Below are 20,262 nucleotides of genomic sequence, written 5' to 3'. Positions count from 1 at the left end.
CTAGTTTTTTTCATGATTTACTTTTTGAATTTAATATAGTTGTTTGAATACCATAGATTTCTTAAGACCAGATCCATCAAATTCAATTGTACCCTTTAGTTATTGCATTCATCTTTAAATTGATATCGGAATTGTCCATCCCCAAACTCCAACATCTTTGTTTTGATATTTTGCAGGAATAAATAGTCCTGAATTTTCAATTATTTGTTTTATTTCGGAATTTACTTCTTCCGAATCAGTTCCTTTCTTAATTTGACATATTATTTTTCCAGATTTATCAATCTCAATCATCACATAAACTCTCCCTGAGAAATTTGAGTCTTTTATTATCTTCGATTTTCTCAACCCCTTAGTTATTATTGAAATCAACTTGCTGTTAAGGTTGTGATTTTCAATTAAGTCAAGTTCTTTATTTTTGTAAATGCATTTTGGTTGTTTGTCAACATCATCTGTGTGCATGAAATCTGAGTATTCAATTTTCTGATTTAAATTCTTTTTTAAAATTTTAGCTGATTCTCTATCCCTAAGAGAAACCGCTTTTTGAAAATATTTGATCGCATCCTTTTCGTTGTCAAGTTGTAAATTTAAAGTTCCCAAATTAAAAACAACATCAACATCTAGTGAGTCAACTAAATAAATTTTTTCGAATTGCTTTTCAGCATTAACGAAATCATTTTTCTGAAAATATGTTAATGCAATTTGCTTTAAACTATCTAACTTTTGGGATTGTCCTTTTAGGGAAGGAACAACCAATATAGATATCATTATTATCAGTAATATGGGTTTTGCCATTTCTTGTTTTAATTAATGTGTTGAAAGGTCCCCGCTACCCCCCCAAGCGCTTTTCCCGCCAGCACTGATTTTATCAGTTTGAACGCATGGGAGAGGGTAAAACTAAACCCTCAATTTTCTGTGACACAGCTGGCGTATCATAGCTTTATTGTAAGACGTTTTAATTTAATCTTTAGTTTTGTCTGTTTTCTTCTGAATAAAATCAATCAAATAATTGCTTTTTGTCATCATTAAATATCCAATACATACCTTAACAAAATAGAAAATTACCCAGCTAAATTGGGGGTCTTCTCTAAACACTTCTTTCTGCTGAAACGAAGAGAAAATTTGCTTGCAAAGCATGGGGAAGGCTTCTACGAAAATCAATCCACCGATGACTATGATTGCAATTTTTAGTACCGTTCTTAATGAAATGTTTAAATCAATTTTATCTTCTTGAAAACCTTTATCAAGTTTTAGTTTATCAATTATCCAGTTTGAATTAAAAACAAATATTTTCAACACAATAAAATATGCTCCAATTGTAATTAGCAATAATATGGAGACATAAATAATTCCCAAAATGTTATCATTGTGATTACTTCCAAAAAATGAAAAAAAGCTTATGAATTGTGTGATAACAGTCAATCCATTTAATACAAGCCATATTCCCAACGCTTTTAGGAGTAGTGTCCAAAATGTTCTAATTGTCATGTTTTTTTTGTTTTGTTTTCATTTCCAATCCAATATTTGGGTAATGTTCAAATTGGAAGCAATTTTGATTAATAATATATTTTTAATCATAAGTACACTCTTACTTGTTCACTCTTTAATAGTGAATTATCTAATTTTTCCACCTTGGCCCCAACACTTCTATACCCCCACCAAGGTGCGCTTATATTCCCCTTATCAAAACAAAAGGCGCACAAAACATTCAAATCCCGAATGCATTGTACACCTTTCTATGTCTGATCAATCACTCCCCATCCCGTTGGGACGAGAAAGTTCAAATTTTCTTTAAACAGTATATGGGGTTGGGCAATCAATTTGTTTTTGGTTTTAGAGTGTTATTGGTTGCTGTAAAACTAACTTTTTTGTTTTCTTTTTCCAAAAAAGATTACCGATTTCATTGCTGAACTTCAGTGATACTCATGCCGATGGAGCTGAAACCCTCAAAAAATCTCCCCCCCCGTTATCTTTTATGAGGTTTGGTTTGAGACTCACTTTTTCATTGCCTCTACTTTTAATTCTTTCGGCATTTTTACTATGGCGTAACGGAGTGCTGTTCGTGGCATAATCTCTTTTTTAGATACCACATAATCAAAAACGGCCTTTTGGTTGCTCTCACTAGCTGCTTTCAACATCCAGCCATAACCTTTTTGTACCAGGTCGTCATTGTCAAGAAGCAGGATATCAGCTATCTCAAATATCTCTTTAAGAAATAATCCTTTTCTGGCCGGGATAATCAAAGTTACTGCAGCAGCCCTTTTTGTCCAACGATTGGGCGACTGCGCCCACCTCTTTAATTCGTTAACGAATTCGGGATACATCATCATAAATGTTCCTATGGTGTGATTGCAAAGCGTGTCGCAAGCTGCCCAATTGCTTACATAACTATTGACCCAACGCTCAAAAGTCCTGAAGTCTTCCGGTTCGTATTGTTTCGATAAAGATTCGGTAAACTTACAAGCGATAACGGCCTCTTCAAGATACCCGGATTTCCACAGCTCTTCGCAAACGGCAAACACCTCTTGCCTGGAGTACGTTTTGATCTGCCTGCGGAACTCCTTTGCGATTTTGGTGACATCGGCCGATTTTAATCCGTAAACCAATGCTTCTTCTCCCTGCTTAAAAAATCGACTTGAAGTTTTTTTCACTTCAATGTCGGCACCGGCTTGAAGTTCCATCCTAATGTCGGAAACCAGTTTTTCTTTCATTTGCTCCAATTTTATCGAAGGTTCATTTTATGGTTGAGCAGTATATTAAAATCTTGCAATGATGCTTTATCCTTTATTTCGAGAATCAGCGGAATGACTTTCCCTATTGGCTTCGCATCGGCAAATGTGGACTTAGCTTCTTCGCTAAAACTCAAATCCAAAACTCCTGAACGTGTCTTTTCAGTAAAATAAAAACCTGCTGTAATGCACTTCTCCCAGGCAGAAATCCACACCATCGTTTTTTTCTTGAAAGTGGCTTTTCCCAGCCAGGCTTTTCCATCTTTATAGTATCTCCATTCAAAGTCGATTCCTGCTGAAACAAAACTTTGTTCCACCGCCTTCATTACTTCAAAAATGGAGTCAGACAAAACGGTCCTTAACAAGTCTTCGGTAGGTTCTTGTTCCGGATCTCTGAGCAGTTGTTTGAGAGCTTCTTCTTTCATAATGCTATTGATATTAATGGTTGGTTTCGATTATTTTGACTAAAACGGTTTGGCTGTATATTTCAGGCCCGGTATATTAAGAATCATTATGACTATATCCTACATTTTAGGTTCCAAAAATGAAAACAGGACTATTGTATGATTATGTATCCTTTCCATTATTATCAATTAAGTCCTTTGCAATCACCCAAATAAAAATGAGTCGAAATTAAAGTGTCTGCTTTTAATCTATAAATATAATCTCCATTAATAACCAAGGTATCACTTAAATTTCTTGGAACCTCAGTTTTAAAATCAAGCAATAATGTATCCTGGTTTTTTGTGTATTCTCCTGTAAAAAATTCATCGGAGAAAAAAACTCCTGTCCAATGAATATCAAATTTCCCACTTTCTCTAAGTTTAAAAGTTGCTTGATTCTGTGTCCCCTCGTAACAGGCACGAAATACCACTCGTCCATAAATTTTTTCTAAATTTATTCTCAAGGGGTTAAACATTCCGTCTAATAGAAAGACTGCCATAATAAAAAACGGAACAAACAGTTTGATTGTCAGGTTTTTTCGTTGCTTTATTAGTCTGACAAATTCAATAATAATCTTAACAATCAGCCAGAAGAATAAAACTGCAATTCCCAGAAAAAATAAAACATTCCAAAACCCTCCAGGATTCCTTTCCCAAATCGGTCGAAATCTTATCAATCCGACAAATAGAAGTGAAATAATCAGTGATGTTTTGAGGTTTCTTGTCATGTTATTCGGAGACTCTTATAAAATTTCTCATATAGTTTTTAATATACGGAATGCGGGATTTCTAAGGTCCAAACTATCACACCTTCAAGGTTTATTAAAGGCACTTATTTTCAAATATGGTATTTCGTCCGGCATCATGTATATTATTTGTCAAGCATCGTTTTTATTTAACAATATCCTATCAATCAACACCTTGCCAATATAAACAAAAATCAAATACGGAATAGTCATCACAAATCCCAAAATCGCTTTAACAGGCCAGCCAATTCCCATAATACTGGTTTCAAGTCTTTTTACTTTATCCATATTCTCAGGTAGAACATTCCCAAAAAATTCAGTTTCACTCATTCCGTCTAGGTTGTAACCATAATGTTTCAATAAAATCAAATCTGACTCATAACTCCACCAGGCAAAAATCCACATCAAAACTCCAAGTACAAACAAGCCTATCAAAGAATAAATTATAAGAGGCCGTTTTGTTTTTAGTTTTTTAAGTATGATAAATATTAAAACCGGCGCAATTATTATCAATCCGGCAATCAGAAAGTTCGATAATGCTATTAATGTCTCCATGTTTTGTAATCTCCAAATATTTGAGCAATCTTAATATCAGCTTATTGTTTTTTAGTCTATGTTTTGTTTTGGATTCTCGAAGGCTCAAATAGAACTGGTACGTATCAATCCATCTCGATTTTACCCGCTGGATCATTATCTGCCGTCACAGGATTTAATCTGGGGCAGATAGGTTTTGGGAACCACTGAACCCTTAAATTATTGTGCGTCCCAGGGCTATTGCATATTGGCTTTATTGGGCATCGTTTATAAATTTTTTAGTTCAAATCATTTTCAATCTAAATCCAAGCGGTTCCTGTTGCAATTAGAAAAATCACCCCCATCCACAATGCAGAATAAATAAGGGCAGTTGCCAGTGATTTTATTAAACTGACGTTAAACAATTTAATCAGTCCCAAAACTTGGATTGCCAGGCCAATTACAATCCCAACATTCGACAAACTTGGAACGGACGAAACAATTAATCCAATAGATGAAAACGTCATAATTTGTTTCGCTTTCAGAAAATCATTCAATTGAACTTTAAATAGTGGTGCGGCAACAAAGGTCAAATACAATCCAAATACAGCCCCCTTAAAATGAACAACTAAAAGTCCAAACAATGGTGTTAGTAGTAATCCTCCTATCAGGAAAGCAATATATACCCAATTATCCATCGGAGTATTTAAAAACTTAACGATAACAATAATACCTGATAAGACTGATGCCAAAAAAACCAGACTTTTATCATCCTCTAGTTTATCAATCGGTTTGTGAAAGGGATTTCTTACAAAATCATATAGTAATATCAATGACTCATTTAATCTTTTTTCAAAACCATCCATGAAACAAACATATTAATTCATATTTCTGTAATAATCACCATCTTTAATGAGTTTAACCAAATATCATTATCATGATGGTCGCTTCTTAAATTATGCGAATCAATGAGATCGGTTCATTCACCTAGGCGCAAGCGAACCAATGGCCTGATATTTAGCACATCATTTGTGGTTAATTTGTAAGCATTTTTAGCACAAAGAATTAATTATAGGTCCTATATTTTCCTTCGATTTTTGTTATTGCTCCTCCTCCAAAACATACACGTTCAATACTGTTTTCATCCATCTGTTTTTGAAGTTTTACAATGTTGAAATTGTCAATCAGTCCGTTTTGCTCAATAGTTATGATTTCTTTTTTCCACAAATTGTTGTTTATCAAATAATATCCGAATGCTGAATTACCTGAACCGGTGGCAGGGTCTTCGATGTATCCAAAAGTCGGTGCAAAAACTCTGGTTCTGTAATCACTTGTTTTTTCTCTAACGTCGGATGTGAATACCTCAATGATGTCTACTCCAATGTTAAAACAATAATTTTTTAGTCCTTCAAGGTCAGGATTAATCGCCAAAATTGTTTCTAAATCCTTTATAGGAACAATCAAGGTTGATAGCCCTGCATTTATAACAGAAATTGGTAAAACTGAATTGATTTTCAACTTATCAATTCCCAATTCATTCGCTAATTCTCCAACATTTACAGAAGTCTCTTTAGTTTCTGGATTGGGTGACATAATAAAAACAGAATCAGACTCTTTTAATCTGTTTTCTACTTTTAATGTCCCTTTGTTTGTATTGATTGTTAAAATCGGGATATTTACTAACTTATCATCTGTTTTTATCAGGTCGTAAAATATGGCAATTGTAGCATGGCCACAAAAGCCCACCTCTCGCTCGGATGAAAAATATCGCAAATCAAATTCGTTGTCCCCTATTTTTGCAACGTATCCAACCTCATTTACGAATCCTTTTAACTCCTTTGCTATTTGTAGCATCTCCTTTTCAGAAATATCTCCCATATCATCTAACAAAATGTAGCCTGCTGGATTTCCGGCAGAGTTTTTAGTTGCAAAAGCGTCTATCTTTTTAAATTTGTATTCTTTCATTTTCAAGTATGTTTATCCCGGCTTGTTTTTTGTGTTCGAACGTTTAGGCTACATCCACCTCCCGCCCCTTTCGGACCAACTGTGACTTAATCAGCGTGAACGCATACGAGCGGGGAAAATGAGACTCTCAATATGCGGTAGATGCTAAGGCTGGCGTATATATTTTTGTTGGGGACTGGCATTTTCTTGTTTTATTTGTTTTAAATTAATTGATTTAAAGATATCATTTTTTAAAAATTATCTCTGAATAATTAGGTTTTGAGAACATAAGAACTGCAAAACTGGTATTGTTTATTTTGTGAATTAAGATGAACCCACCAGTTTCTTTGAGGATTTTTCCATCTTTATTTCCTTTTTCTCTAAACTTCGTAATCAAATTTCTCACTTTAGGATTGTTTTCCTTTAAATCTTTTGAATCACGAAGTCTATATTCCAAATCCTCACCATTGTCACGAATTATATTGAAATATTTCAGTTCTTTTGTCTCAAAAAATTTGACGTATATATCATCATTTTCTTTTTCTGGTAAATCATTAAAACTTATGCCGGTTAATGTATTTTTTATCAATTGAATAGCAGTTTTCCTCACTCTGTTTATTCTGAGTAATGTTTTTATCTTAATGATAATTAATATTAAGACCAAAGAAAAAATAAAATACAGTACCCTATTTGGAATCGTTTGGAAGAATTGAATCATATTATCCTTATTTAGGGCTCGATAATTATTTGGTTATTTTTAGCATAATTGAAAATCAGGTTTTAAAGTCTTTAATTTAAGTTTTTTTTATAATTAAACATCTAATTTTTAAGACAATATAGACCATGTGTTTTTGCTTGTCCCCAACGTCTCGGCCGTATGCGTCAGGCCGGGGCTTTCAAACCCCATAAGATTGTGTCAAACCGTGAGCGGGTAGCAAGGTAAAAAGAAGCTTGCAATATGCTGTGGAGACCCGGATGGCGTATACAGATTGTTGTGCGGTCGTGCATTATTTTCGTGTCAAGTTATTAATTTTTTCAATCCATTCGGTTTTTAAATCAGTATATGCTTCTCTATCGTTTGGATATTTCTCAGCAAGCTCCAATTTTAATAATTCGTATTCTTTTGCAATCTCTTTATTTTTAATCAGGTAATCCCTGAACCTAATTTCATCCCAGTCTCCACGGTATCTGATATGAACATGATATGCTTGTCCTTTAAATCCATGCTTTGTATAACCTTTCACAAATGTCAAATGTGGTGGGGGATTTTCTGGATGTGCATTGATTTGGTATCCGAGTAATTTAAATGTAGCCTTTAATCTTTGAATATCAATCTGCTCTGTAACTTGCAATAAGATATCAATCGTTGGTTTTGATTTAATTCTTGGGATTGCAGTACTACCAATATGGTCAATTTTCACAATATCAGTTTGCGAGAATGAATCAGTAATCAATTTGGCCTCTTCTTTATATAAATCCGACCACCTATCCGAATAGTCTTTTATTATAATCGGAAATAATTGACCTAATTCGTTGATTGTCATTTTATGTAGATCTTTTGGTGCAGTCATACTAAATCAAATCCATGATTGTCAATGCAATTTGAAAAATCGAAATCGGAAATGTTAAAATTAATATCAGTTTGGAAAGCCAGTTATTAAATTCTTTTCGTCCTTTTCTTAAATGGTAAAAATGAAAGAAAAATGCAAAAATCCCACCAGCTGCAACAATTAAAGAAATAACATATCCAGCTATTAATCCCCTATCTATGAGTATTAAGCCGAAAAGAATTGCAAATAACATCGGAAAATGAATTATTAAGAATCCTTTTACGTCACTTGTGTCATTGGGATTAACTAATTTCCATTCCTGCCAATAAGCTGAATCAATCTCATGATTTATAAGAATCACGGAATTTATCAGGTAAATCCAAAATAATAAACTCAAATCCATTTTTCAGTTAGTTTAAGGTTTGTACTACGTTTCCTTGCATGCCGCACAACACTTCTATAACCCCACCAAAGTGCCCCTATACTCCCCTTATAAAAACAAAAGGTGCACAAAACATCCAAATTCCGAATGCATTGTACACCTTTCTAAACCTTATCAATCACTCCCCCTCCTGCTGATGCGGGGAAGTTCAAATTTCCTTTAAACAATATGTGGGGCTGGGCAATCAATTTATTTCTTGTTTTAAAATGATTTTGCTTCCCGTAAAATTAACTTTTTGTTCCCTTTTTCCAAAAAGGTTAACGGTTTCATTCCTGAACATCAGGCATAAAAAACAAAAAGGCCGACATGAGCCGGCCTTTTTTGTTTATTAAAGTGTTGCTGTTTATACTACAGCGCTATTTCAGAGTAACTTTATCAACATAGTAACCGTGGCCTACACAAAGGAAACCGTCCTGGGCCTGAATCAGATCCAGAGCTTCCTGAGTGAGCACGACTTCCACTACCCCATCTTCCGACAACATAACGGCTTCGGTGCCCGGCAACATGGTCCACCATGCAGAGGTGGTTTGCAGTTGTCGGTCCACATCAGCAGGTTCTACCGAATAGTGAATGCCGAGGATGGAGCCTGCCGAGATAGTGGCAAAAACGTCTTTCCCTATCAGGTTAAAAGTTTTGTTGGGGTTTCCGTCTTCAAAAGCCCAGGAAACATAGTGGTGACCTTCGAACAGCACAGCTTCGGAGGAGATGGTTACCGTAATTTCGGTTTCTACGCTGCCTCCACTGTAGAATTCTACATCGGTATTGCTGCTGGTTTTTCCGGTCATACTGTAAGTGCCAGCTTCCAGGTTGGGACTGGTGAGTACCAATTCGGAGGATGTTTGCTCAGTGAAGCTGGTGATGGATTCTCCGGCAATGGTCAACGATGCAATCTGGTCCATATTGAGTCCGCTCAGGCGCCATTCTGAGTTGGGGTTGGCGCGACTGGCACCTTCGGTGACGAGGGCCGACTTAGTTACGGTAACAGTGTTGGCACCGTAATCGTTTCCGGCTTCATCTGCCAACAGCACCCTGTATTGCCCCACGCTCAAATCGTTGGGTACGGTGTATTCGATATAATTGCCTTCTGCGTCTTCAACGAAAGTAAAGTCGCTGATGCTTTTACCACCCATTTCGATACCAGTCACCAGGTTAAGGTTGTCTCCGTATAAAACGGCGGTGCCACCTGGTACAATGATGCGTTCGAAGCCCTGTTCGGTGGACCAGGGATCACCAGCCAGTGGATTTACCCTTACGGTTCCTTCGCGATAGGTACTTTTTCCGGCATCGGTGGTCACCAGCACCTTAAAATGGTAGGTGCCAGCTTTCAGGTTGATGTCGAGCTCGGTTCCCTCGTGCACTTCGGCACCATCAATCAGCCAGGTAACGGTACTGTATGCTGAAGGGGTAACGACCAACTCCATAGTGAGGTTGGCATCTCTGTCGATTTCTGAAATAAGGGGCATTTGTCCATTTTGGCCGTCGGCAAAAATAGGATCAAGTATCCTTGGCTCATCATTTTCGGTAATGGTCTCGAAGGGTTCTTCCTCTTCGGAGCAGCCGATGATGGACAAACTCAGGGCCAGGACGGCCATCAGTAAATATTTTAGGTTCTTCATACTATTGTTTTTTTTCAATGGTTATTTTGTGATATCCCACCAAACTGTGGTGTTCCAACTGTTGGTTCCGCCCATTCGGCCCAGTGCTTCCTCGTAGTTTTTCTTGTTGTAGGAAGATTCCAATACGGGATAGCCCAGACGAACAGGGATTTCAGTTCCACCGGTGAGGAATTGCTCAAAGCCGTACTCAGCAGGTGACTGGAGTCTTGGATAGCCCGAACGGCGCAGGTTGGCCCAGCCCTCGGAGGGATTGGTGAAATGGAGCATCCAGGCCTGAGTGTTGATGGCTTCTTTCTTCTTCTCCATGGTGTAGCCGATGCCATTGTCGGCCATGTAGGTATTGAATTCCTCGTCGCTCACTACTTCGGTATCATAGTTGTCAGAAAGAAAATCCATGGCTGCGCGCACGCCTTGCTGGTACAGCTCTTCTACTGTGCTGCCGCCAACGTTCCATCCCTTAAGGGCAGCTTCTGCCAGCAGAAACTTAACTTCTGCAGAAGTCATTACCACACCGGGATTGTCGCCTCGGAGAAAATTATTGGCCAGCTTGGGCTCGGTTTCGCGGGCAACGAAAGGATCGATGGAAGGATTGCTTTCGGCCAACTCTTTCAGGATGTCACTTTCGTATCCAGGAGGCCAGGGTTCCCATGAGTAGGCACCCGGTTCGCGTGCTTCAAAGGCGATGCCTTTATCGAGCATTTCCTGCGTCAGATCGATGCGATTATCGGGACTGGTGGCACTCATAAGTCCGTCGTAGTAACAGCGTGCAATCCTGAAAGTCCTGGGGTCACCGTTTTCATACATTTGGTTGAAAAAGGTGGCACACAGGTAACTGGGATTGTTTGCAGGGTCGTTGCCAAAGAGAAGTTGCGAAAGGGCGTTACCGCGAAAATCGGCGTAGGCCTCTTGTCCAAAGCTGAAGGCGATGGACAGGTATTGAATCAGGGCATCGTCGCCGGCTGTTTCCATAATGCCGCCATCTGCCTGGAGGGCGTTTTGAAACTCTTCCTGTGCTTTTTCGGGCGCAACATCAGAGATGCGCATGGCATAGCGCAGACGGAGTGAGTTGGCCAGTTTCCTCCAATTGCCCAGGTTGCCATCGAAGATGACATCGCCGGTAATCTGGTCATTCCCGCTGTCGAAAGCATCAACGGCAGCCGTCAGTTCCGCAAAGAAATCGTTGTAGATCTCTTCCTGAGTGTCGTAACGGGGGTTGAATTTGCCGTCGAGATAGCCCATGCCGGCTTCACTGTAGGGAGCATCTCCATAGATGTCGGTAATCAGCGACATCATGTAAACCCGGTAAATGCGCAAGGCAGAGTTGATGTTCACCCTGGTGGAGTCGTCGGCAGTCCGTGCCACACCATCGGTAAGGTTTTTGATGGCATTGGTATAGAAACTGGTCCAGATTCGACTCATTTCATTGTTATCGACGGTATGTCGTCCACCATAATTGGTGGTGTTCCAGGATCCCATCAGATGCTGATTGAAGCCATAGAGGTAGTTCCGGTATATCTCTACCATGCCGAGGTCTCCATAGGTCTGCAACTGCGCAGTGGTCAGCTGTGCGTTGGGGTCAATGGTGGCGGCCTTGGACGGATCGGTATTCAGATTCTCCAGGTATTCATCGCTGCATCCGCCGAAGAATAGCGCCGAAACCACCAATAATACTGTGATATAGTATTGTTTGTATCTCATCTTTTTTATTTTTAGCGTGTCCATTGTTTTAGGAATGTAAAACCGAACGCGGCTTAGAATTTAACATTGACATTAAAACCATAGCTTTTTCGCGAGGGTAAAGAGCCGTACTCCAGTCCCATACCGGTGGTGTTGTTGTAGTTCGAATCCGGGTCGATGTTGGGAATATTCTTCCAAACAATGAAGGGATTTCGGGCAACAGCAGAGACGGTAAGTGCTTTAAAGGCATTTCCCAATATGGTTTGGGGCACGTTATAGGACAAGGATATCTCACGACATTTCACGTAGGAGTTATCGTAGATGAACATGGAGGGGGCATTGCGACTAACGCTCATCCAGTAGTCTTCAGGATTGATGTAGATGTCGTTAGGGCGGTAGCTACCATCGCCGTTGTCGATTACACCAGGTGCAACGTAGCCGCCGGTGGGTGTCCACTGGTCTCCCTTTGGAACCCCGGCTGCCTGTCTGGCCTCTTCCGACTTGTACCATTCTTCGCGTCCCAGCAGGGTGGCATTTCCCTTGCCCGATTCATGTGCGGAGCGGGCCGACATGGAGTAAAGGTCCCCTCCCACTTTCACATCAAAAAGGGCCCAAAGAGAAACATTTTTGTATGTAAGCGTGGTTCCCAGACCGCCGGTCCAGTCCCACGAGGCGTTACCCAGTACGTGGTTGCTTTTGTCGTATTGGGGCAGGCCGGTATTGGCATCGATCAGGACATCGCCGTTTTCATTGCGTTGGAAGTCAGGACCAACGATGGAACCGAAGTTTTCGCCCACCATGGCGGCTACCTGGACATCCAGCCAGGCTGCTTTTTCCAGTTCAATCATGTCCATATCGTCAACCAGCTTTCTTACAATGTTGCTGTTTTTTGCGAAGTTCAAATTAACATCCCACGAGAAGTCCTTCATCTGAACCGGACGGGTGTTGAGGGATATTTCCACTCCTTTGTTTTCAATTTCGCCGGCGTTAATCAGGCGGTAATTGTATCCTGAAGTCCAGGAGGTAGCCATACCCATGATCTGATTTTCACTGATTTGTGTGTAATAGGTGAAATCCAGCCCCATACGGTTGTCCAGAAGTTTCATTTCCAAACCTGCTTCAAAGGAGTTGGTAATAGTCGGCATCAGCTCCTTGTTGGGAATTGTGTTGTTGTCGATGAAACCGATGGTGTAACCAGGATAGGTAAGATTCGATTTGCTGTAAACCAGTCCCAACTGATAGGGATCGGTGTCGCTGCCTACCTGTGCCCACGACAGGCGCACTTTTCCGTAGGGCAGTGTATTGCCCAACTTCAGGAGTTCAGAAAACACAAAACTACCCGAAAGCGAGGGATAAGTGTACACGTTATTGGTTGCCGGGAGTGTTGATGACTGGTCGGTACGCAGGGTTGCATCCAGATACAGCATGTGTCGCCAGCCCAGATTGAGGGCGCCGAATGCCGAATTAATTTGTTTGCGATAGCTGTATTGGTTGATGCTGGTTTCGTTAAAACTCATCAGAGCTACTACATCGCGAATCTGCATATCTTGCGCATTAACCACGGTGGTAAGATTGTCAACCTTGTACATGTTGCCTCCCAGAGTAGCGTTGAAGTCGAAGTCGCCCCAGTTGTTGTTGTAAAGTGCCAGAAACTCCACGTTGTACATGCTGTTGCGATAGTTGCTGTTTTGCAAACGACCTGCTTCAAAACCGGGAGTGGTGGGTGCTTTAAAATCGTCGAACTCGAACCAGTTGAGTTCGCTACCCACAGTTCCTTGAAGTTTCAGGTGGTCGTTCAGGTTCCATAGCACCTTACCGTTGAGGCGGAAAAGATCTTTGTGCGACTTGTTGTAGTTCTTGTAAATATCCCAGTAAGGATTCACGTTGTAGGGGTCCATTCCGTTCCAGTTGGCATAGTTGCCGTCTGCGTCCTCGTATGTCTTCAACCAATTCTGGTCATAAGTGGTAGCCAGGGTCATCAGGTTTTTCCCGATGTTCGATTTACTGTCGCCCAGGGCCGGTCTGTTCTTCACATCTTCGAAGGTGTAATTAGCACTAAGGTCCATATCGACCTTTCCCAATGAAGTATGTGTACGAAGGTTAAATACGTCCCGGCTCATAAAAGCCTCCGGCACAATATCGTTGTTGCGCATATCGGTAATGGTGAAACGCACGCCTGTTTTACCACTTTGGGCATTAACAATGGCTGAGTTGGTAGCGGTATTCCCGGTACGGAAAAAATTCGAGGTGTTGTCGGGGATAATGAGGTAAGGTCGTTCAACACCATCATAATAGTTAAGCATATTTCCGCCGTCTGCCCTTGGGCCCCAGCTCTTGTTGGTGTTGGATACGGCATCGATACTGTAGGTACCGGAACTTCCCATTCCGTAAGTCTGTTGAATATCGTCCCATTTGGCCAACTGAGTATCAAAGGTCAGCGTTCCGTTGTACTCCACGCTAATCTTTTCTTTGCCATCGGCTTTTTTGGTGGTGATAAGGATAACACCGTGACTGGCGCGACTACCATAAAGCGCTGATGCGGCGGGACCTTTCAGTACCGACATGTTTTCAATGTCGTCGGGGTTGATGCTGGAGATGCCATCGCCCAGGTCGTAACCTCCGCTGGTTCCTGCACTGCCGTAGTTGGTGTTGTCCAGAGGCACACCATCGATAACGTACAGGGGTTGGTTGTTGCCGGTCATTTCGGTACTACCACGCAGAATAACTCTGGTAGATCCTGAGGGTCCGCCAGCGGTTTGGCTGACAACCAGTCCGGCCACACGTCCGGCCATTGAGTTGATGACATTGGTCTCCCCTGCTTTGGTCAAGTCGGCGCCATCTACCTCCTCCAGGCCGTAACCCAGAGCTTTGCGTTCTCTTCTTATGCCCAAAGCTGTAACCACTACGTCGTCGAGCAGCTTGGTGTCTTCTTCCAACACGATGTTCAGTGACATCTGAGTGTCGGTGATGGCTATTTCCTGAGTTTTATAGCCAATAGCACTAACGACCAATGTGGAACCTACGGGAATGTCCAGAGTGAAACGGCCGTTCATGTCGGTAGCGGTTCCGTTGGTCGGATTTTCTTTTTCAATAAGGGTTACACCGGGAACTGTGCCCACGGCATCGGATACTGTACCGGTAACCTTTCCGTCTTCTTGTAAAAGCAGACGGCTTTCCGGTAAGGATGCGCTCAGATGTTGGGTACTCCCCAACAGCATGAGGAACATTGTTCCACAGAACAATACCATTTTTAGTTTACTTTCTTTCATATGCCTTCAATTTGTTTTTTAATTGCCATATAGAACTCGCTGAGATAATCATGCTCGTAAGTGAGATGTTATTACCATGCTCGTTTCATAGATCTTTTGCAAAGGATTAATAAACTTTTACCCAATCGATGTACATGTAAGCTTTTTCACCGTCTTTCAAGGCGGTCAGTTCATTGAGGTCGTGAATGTCAGGGAAGGCACCTCCTACAGCTAAGTTGAACAGGATGAAGCCGGGGTCTCTGAAGTATTCTTGACGCTCGCTCTTGGAGCCGATGTCAAAGGTTTTGAATTCAATCCCGTCGATACTGATGGTAAGCTTGTCTTCGGTCCAGTCCAATGTATAGGTATGGTACTCGCCATCCTGCAAGCTGTGAGAAAAGTTGGCGCCGTGATATTCCTGGCGGTGCGAAGCCATATCAGGTCCATAATGGATGGCCGTGTTGTAATAAGTTTCGGTGGTTCCATTGAGGATGCCATTGCGCTCGCCCATTTCCAGAATGTCGATTTCGCCACAGGCTGGCCAGTTTTTACCGTTGTCGCCCATCATCCAAAATGCCGGCCACAAGCCATTGGCTGTTTTAGGCAATTTTATGCTGGCCTCTATTTGGCCGTACTTAAAATTAAATTTGCCCTGACTGTTGACGCGTCCGGAGTAGATTTTGTCGCCATTGCGTTCGGCCGTCAGAATAAGCACCGACTTACCGTTGTCGGTTCCCACCGCTACGTTGGCGGGTCGGTAGGCCTGCAGTTCCTGATTGACCCAGCCCGGCTCGTGCGTTTCTTTGGTCCATACTTTTTCGTCGAAAAAGTCAAAATCATCCATAAACCGATGAGTTTCCTGTTTGTCTTCCGGAGAGGAAACATCCTCCTTCTGAGAGCAGGCCGTCTGGATGAAACTGCTTGTGAAAATCAGTAATGTCAATAAACTCCTCATGTTTCAATTTTTCTTAAGTTGTGATTAATGTGTGATACATACTTGTGGAAAAAATATTTAGTGTGTGTGTGAAAGTTGTTGGCATGCTTTCCCTGTTCGCCTCATGAAAAATGAGGTCGGCACAAATATGCTAACTACTGTTAAAAAGGAGGTTTGATAGCTGACAAACAAGGTTTGACAGCTATCACTTTTGACATAAAAACAGAAGAGTATAGGGGGTGAAAATGGCTCGCTTACTGGTATTTGCTTGGCTGTACCCCAAAATGTTGCTTAAACAACGAACTGAAATACTTGGGATTTACAAAGCCACAGTCGATTGCAGTTTCTGTAACATTTTTGCCAGATTTTAACAATTCGGCAGATTTTTGAAGTCGGATGAGTCGTATGAACTCCTGAGGACTTTTACCGGTAAGCGATTTAAGTCGGTTATAGAAAAGAGTGCGACTCATAGCCATTTCGCGACAAAGAATGTCGATGGTAAAATCGGTGTTGCTTATGTTGTCAATGACCAGATGGGTAGCGCGGTCAACAAAGTTGCGGTCGTTTTCGGACAGTCCCGGGACGACTTCTTCGGTGGTTGGCGACTCCTGTTCACACCTAGACTCTTCCTTTTTGGCACCGACTTTCCGGAGGGCTTGACGCATGAAAAAAGCTCTTTGCCTTTTTCTGTTTTCTATCAGGCCCTGTATTTTTAGTTTCAATATCTCCGTACTGAAAGGTTTGGGGATGTAGTCGTCGGCCCCTTTCTTCAGTCCCTCCACTGTGGCATCGTGAGTTGCTTTGGCGGTGAGGAGCACAAAGGGAATGCCTGCTGTATCAGGATTGTCCTTGACCATGCGACAAAGCTCATCACCCTGAATACCCGGCATCATAACATCCGAAAGAATTAGATCGGGATATTCGTTGCTGAGACTGTCCAGGGCTTCCTGACCGTTGGCAACGTCGATTACCCGGTATTCGTCGTCAAAAGTGTGACGTAAGTAATACCGGAGCGTTTCGTTGTCTTCAACAATGAGTAGGGTATCTCCGGGTTGTTCGCCCTTATGTTTCGTTATCCCCTGCTGTTCCTGAGAAGCCAAACGAGGGTGTTCGGATGAAACGGATTGGCTGGCGGCAAAGCTTGGTTCCGGTACCAATTCTGGACGGTCGTAGGTTCTTGGCAAGAGGATGGTAAAAGCCGTTCCCTGGTCCTCTTCCGACTGAACACTGATTTTCCCACCCAGTATTTTAACGATTCGGTGAACCTGCAACAGTCCGAACCCAGTGCCCTTCTCCTGTGACTTCTGGGCGTTTTCAGCCCGGTAAACTTTCTTGAACAGGTATTTTTGGCTTTTTTTGGGAATGCCCATACCACTGTCACGGACCGTGATGATGGCTTTTCGTTTGGTTGCGGCTAAAGCCAAACTGACTTCCCCCCGGGGCGGAGTGTATTTACAGGCATTGGAAAGCAGGTTGTCGAGCAACATACCCAGAAGTTGCCGGTCGCCTTTGATACCCACCTCTTCATCGGGCAGGTTAAGATTTAGGTGAAGCTGTTTGTTATCGCAATAAGACTGGAAACCAACAATCTCTTCCTCCAGGATGCTGTTGAGAGGCATCGGATAGAGGCTTATTTTTTGCCTGGTGATATCCACCTTCTCAAATTCGAGCAGTTGGGTGATGAGGGTATTCAACTTCTGCGTATTGTTACGCGCCATGTCAAGGTAGTATTGGGCTTTGTCGCTGAGCCCTGAAACCCGGCCCAGATCCTCCAGGGGTGCCATGATAAGGGTAACCGGTGTCCGAATGTCGTGGGCCGTATTGATGAAGAACTTGATTTTGTCTTCGTCGTGTTTCTTCTGAAGCTTATTGCTGTTGTAGCGAAAAATGAAATAGAGTACCGAGCCTGCCATTGCCAGGTAGATGATCCGGGCCCACCAGGTGTTCCACCATGGTTCAGCGACGGTCAGAAACAGGTTTTTTTCTTCAATTATCTCTCCGTTACTTCGACGGAGATTTCGGACTTTTAACAGGTAAGTGCCGGGTGCCACGTTGGTGTAACGAAGAGTGCCATCGGGCGATGAATTGCTCCAGGTTTTGTCGTAGCCTTCGAGGATGTGCTGGTAATTGATGTCGCGCTGAAAACGGTAATTGATGGATTCGAAATGGATGGCAAAGGAGTTGTGCCGGTAGGGTAACTCCACAGCGCCCCGGGTTACCATATCGTGCAGAACCGGCCGCCAAATCTTTTCCTTTTCGGAGTCGAGGTAATCAATGGCCAGACCGGTTAAACGCAGACGGGCCTCATAGTCGGTCTGGGCAATGGCTTCGGGCTTCACCAGTACCGCACCATTGGTGCTACCGTAAGCAAAGCGTCCGTCGGAAAGCCTTGCAAAAGCGGATTTGTTGTATTCCTTATCTACATCGCCCAAATAATTGAGGTTTGACACTTCGTTGTTTTTCATCAGCGCCAATCCTTTGGCGGTACTCATCCACAGACGGCCCAGCGCATCTTTTTGCAGGCTGTAGACATCATCCGAGGGCAAGCCTTCCCGCGTGGTAAAAATCCTGGTTTCGCCGGTGCTCAGGTTATAGAGATTTAAGCCTCCGCCTTCGGTACCCAGCCAAACGGTCTGGTCTTCGTTGAACAACATGGAAATGATGTAAGCACTGGCATTTTGATTCTGAAATTCGGGGAAGGAGGCGTATCTTTTCACCGTGTTGGTCACCTTATTTACCAGATAAAACCCATTTACAGTAGCAACACCCACTTGGTTCGGAGAAACGATTTCTATGGAGTGAATCCATTTAATGTCGTAGGTTTGCTTGTGCCGGCCCTCCTTGTCGAGCAGCATCAACCAGCCGTTGTGCCCGCCCAACCATATATCCCCATCCGGGTCCTGCCTGATGGAGAAAATGTAATTGGTAGTGAGCTCCTCCTGTTGTTGGGTAAGATGTTGGAGCCGCTGCCCTTTCTGATCCAGCAGGTAAACTCCGTCGCCATAAGTGCCGGCCCAAATGTTTCCGCTGTGGGCCCGGCACAGGGTAACCACTACGGTTCCTTGCAATACATGGTGCCACGTATTGGCACTCTCATTTAATATGCTGATACCGTTGTCGGTGGCAAACCACAGGTCGCCATTACTGTCTTCTTCAATGCCGTTAATGTTGTTGTTGGCCACTGAATGTTGATTGCCTCTTTCGTGTTTCAGTATTCGGGTGGGATAACCCGCGCGAATGGCCACAGATACCCCTCCGGAGTAGCTGCCAATCCAGATGTTACCCTGGCGATCGGTGGTAACAGCATAAATGCCGTTGCCTCGAAGGTAGATGTCGGTGCTGTCCTCGGTGCTCATCAGCAAATGGGGTTCTTTCGATAGCAGGTCAACCGTGTAAACGCCGCCGCCATCCACTCCCACCAACATCGTTTGGGTATCGTAGGCGGTAATAGCCCGTATTGGATTTAAAAAACCGGAACTTTTTCCTTTTAACGACAGCAAAGACAAGTTGTCCAGATTTAACGCCCAAAGGCCGTTGTTGAAGGTACCGATCCAGAGTTCCTGATCAGCGCTGTGGTAGTAAAGGCTCTGGACATCTTCTTCCTTTACCAGCCAGTTGGCTTCCTGTTGGGAAGTAAGCTTTACCACGCCGGTGGAAGTACCTACGTAAACAGAGGATGAATCAGCCACAATGTCATTCACATACCGATCGTCCAGGACGGTAACGATGTTGCCCTCCTTTTCTTTTTTATACAGCCCTTTGCTCAGTCCCATCCATAAACAACCCTTTTTGTCAATAAACACCTTATTGAGGATGATTTCGCCACCAATGGCTTCTCCAAGCGAAAACTTCAATTCAAAGGCATCATCTTTAGTGGAGTATTGAAAAATTCTGCCGGTATGGTCATAGGCCCATAGTCCGTTGTGCTCGTCGTACCACAAACGCAATCGTCGCCCCGCCATATCGCCGTGATAAAAGTTCCCAGGCAAAGTATAGCTTTTTACTACCTCACCGTTGTACCGATCTATCCCAATTTTGGTAGCCACCCAAATGGCACTGTGCTGGTCTTCGACAATGGAAAACACCCGTTGACTGCTGAGCCCTTCCGAATAACCAAGGTGTCTGATGTCAAACATGTTCTTGGTCAGTTCGGCATTGGCGGCCACAGCTGTCAGCCAAAATATGGTTATCAGCGTGTATTTCAATAATAATCCCATGTCTGTTTTTCAGTGGTGGAAGCTTTTTCAGGCCGTTCAAAGGGACTCCGAAAAGTTTTTGGTTTCGTGAGCTAAAAATAGCAAAAACCCTTTAATTTGACTAATTATGGAGACCATGGCTTACGGGATGTAGTAGTAGATAAAATGTTTCTTCGATTATCAGATAGTGTCATAAATATTTTCCCAAAAGAGAATTCGGCTTGGGA

At 42.4% G+C, this 20,262-nt stretch carries 16 protein-coding genes; all 16 read right to left on the bottom strand.

Features of this window, described 5'->3' with window-relative positions:
• Nucleotides 1-114: 114 nt before the first annotated feature.
• A complete protein-coding gene (locus QZZ43_RS03695) occupies nucleotides 115-792 on the bottom strand; it encodes a hypothetical protein (protein WP_291856375.1) in 678 nt (225 codons plus the stop codon).
• Nucleotides 793-957: 165 nt separating this feature from the next.
• The gene (locus tag QZZ43_RS03690) at nucleotides 958-1,485 is read right to left on the bottom strand and encodes a hypothetical protein (protein ID WP_291856373.1); all 528 of its coding nucleotides are present in this window, start codon (nucleotides 1,483-1,485) and stop codon (nucleotides 958-960) included.
• A gap of 506 nt (nucleotides 1,486-1,991) precedes the next feature.
• On the bottom strand, nucleotides 1,992-2,708 hold the full coding sequence (locus QZZ43_RS03685) for a DNA alkylation repair protein (RefSeq protein ID WP_291856371.1): 717 nt from the start codon (nucleotides 2,706-2,708) through the stop codon (nucleotides 1,992-1,994).
• Nucleotides 2,709-2,719: 11 nt separating this feature from the next.
• A complete protein-coding gene (locus QZZ43_RS03680; protein WP_291856369.1) occupies nucleotides 2,720-3,151 on the bottom strand; it encodes a DUF3788 family protein in 432 nt (143 codons plus the stop codon).
• Nucleotides 3,152-3,315: 164 nt separating this feature from the next.
• A complete protein-coding gene (locus tag QZZ43_RS03675; RefSeq protein ID WP_291856367.1) occupies nucleotides 3,316-3,897 on the bottom strand; it encodes a hypothetical protein in 582 nt (193 codons plus the stop codon).
• Nucleotides 3,898-4,047: 150 nt separating this feature from the next.
• Nucleotides 4,048-4,470, bottom strand: coding sequence for a hypothetical protein (locus QZZ43_RS03670; RefSeq protein ID WP_291856364.1), 423 nt, complete (start codon nucleotides 4,468-4,470; stop codon nucleotides 4,048-4,050).
• A 278-nt stretch (nucleotides 4,471-4,748) separates the two neighbouring features.
• A complete protein-coding gene (locus QZZ43_RS03665) occupies nucleotides 4,749-5,294 on the bottom strand; it encodes a hypothetical protein (RefSeq protein WP_291856363.1) in 546 nt (181 codons plus the stop codon).
• Between the two features lie 199 nt (nucleotides 5,295-5,493).
• Nucleotides 5,494-6,393 carry a PhzF family phenazine biosynthesis protein gene (locus QZZ43_RS03660; RefSeq protein WP_291856361.1) on the bottom strand — a complete coding sequence of 300 codons (900 nt, stop codon included), beginning with the start codon at nucleotides 6,391-6,393 and terminating at the stop codon, nucleotides 5,494-5,496.
• A gap of 223 nt (nucleotides 6,394-6,616) precedes the next feature.
• Entirely contained in the window at nucleotides 6,617-6,961 is a 345-nt protein-coding gene (locus QZZ43_RS03655; RefSeq protein WP_291856359.1) for a hypothetical protein, read from the bottom strand.
• A gap of 418 nt (nucleotides 6,962-7,379) precedes the next feature.
• The gene (locus tag QZZ43_RS03650) at nucleotides 7,380-7,916 is read right to left on the bottom strand and encodes a GrpB family protein (RefSeq protein ID WP_291856357.1); all 537 of its coding nucleotides are present in this window, start codon (nucleotides 7,914-7,916) and stop codon (nucleotides 7,380-7,382) included.
• Between the two features lie 28 nt (nucleotides 7,917-7,944).
• Nucleotides 7,945-8,325 (bottom strand): DUF6713 family protein, encoded by a 381-nt coding sequence (locus QZZ43_RS03645; RefSeq protein WP_291856355.1) that lies wholly within the window; start codon nucleotides 8,323-8,325, stop codon nucleotides 7,945-7,947.
• A 395-nt stretch (nucleotides 8,326-8,720) separates the two neighbouring features.
• Nucleotides 8,721-9,980: a hypothetical protein gene (locus tag QZZ43_RS03640; RefSeq protein ID WP_291856353.1), complete on the bottom strand. Its 1,260-nt coding sequence runs from the start codon at nucleotides 9,978-9,980 to the stop codon at nucleotides 8,721-8,723.
• 21 nt (nucleotides 9,981-10,001) lie between these two features.
• On the bottom strand, nucleotides 10,002-11,678 hold the full coding sequence (locus QZZ43_RS03635) for a SusD/RagB family nutrient-binding outer membrane lipoprotein (protein WP_291856350.1): 1,677 nt from the start codon (nucleotides 11,676-11,678) through the stop codon (nucleotides 10,002-10,004).
• Nucleotides 11,679-11,731: 53 nt separating this feature from the next.
• Complete coding sequence (locus tag QZZ43_RS03630; protein ID WP_291856348.1) at nucleotides 11,732-14,926, bottom strand: SusC/RagA family TonB-linked outer membrane protein; 3,195 nt, start codon at nucleotides 14,924-14,926, stop codon at nucleotides 11,732-11,734.
• A gap of 106 nt (nucleotides 14,927-15,032) precedes the next feature.
• Nucleotides 15,033-15,860, bottom strand: coding sequence for a glycoside hydrolase family 16 protein (locus tag QZZ43_RS03625; RefSeq protein ID WP_291856346.1), 828 nt, complete (start codon nucleotides 15,858-15,860; stop codon nucleotides 15,033-15,035).
• 233 nt (nucleotides 15,861-16,093) lie between these two features.
• Nucleotides 16,094-20,056, bottom strand: a complete 3,963-nt coding sequence (locus QZZ43_RS03620) for a two-component regulator propeller domain-containing protein (RefSeq protein WP_291856344.1) — start codon at nucleotides 20,054-20,056, stop codon at nucleotides 16,094-16,096.
• Between the last annotated feature and the right edge of the window lie 206 nt (nucleotides 20,057-20,262).

The organism is Marinilabilia sp. (genome assembly GCF_016278715.1).
Classification (GTDB): domain Bacteria; phylum Bacteroidota; class Bacteroidia; order Bacteroidales; family Marinilabiliaceae; genus Marinilabilia.
The sequence above is the reverse complement of the archived record's forward strand: the minus strand, read 5'-3'. Positions and strand labels throughout refer to the sequence as shown.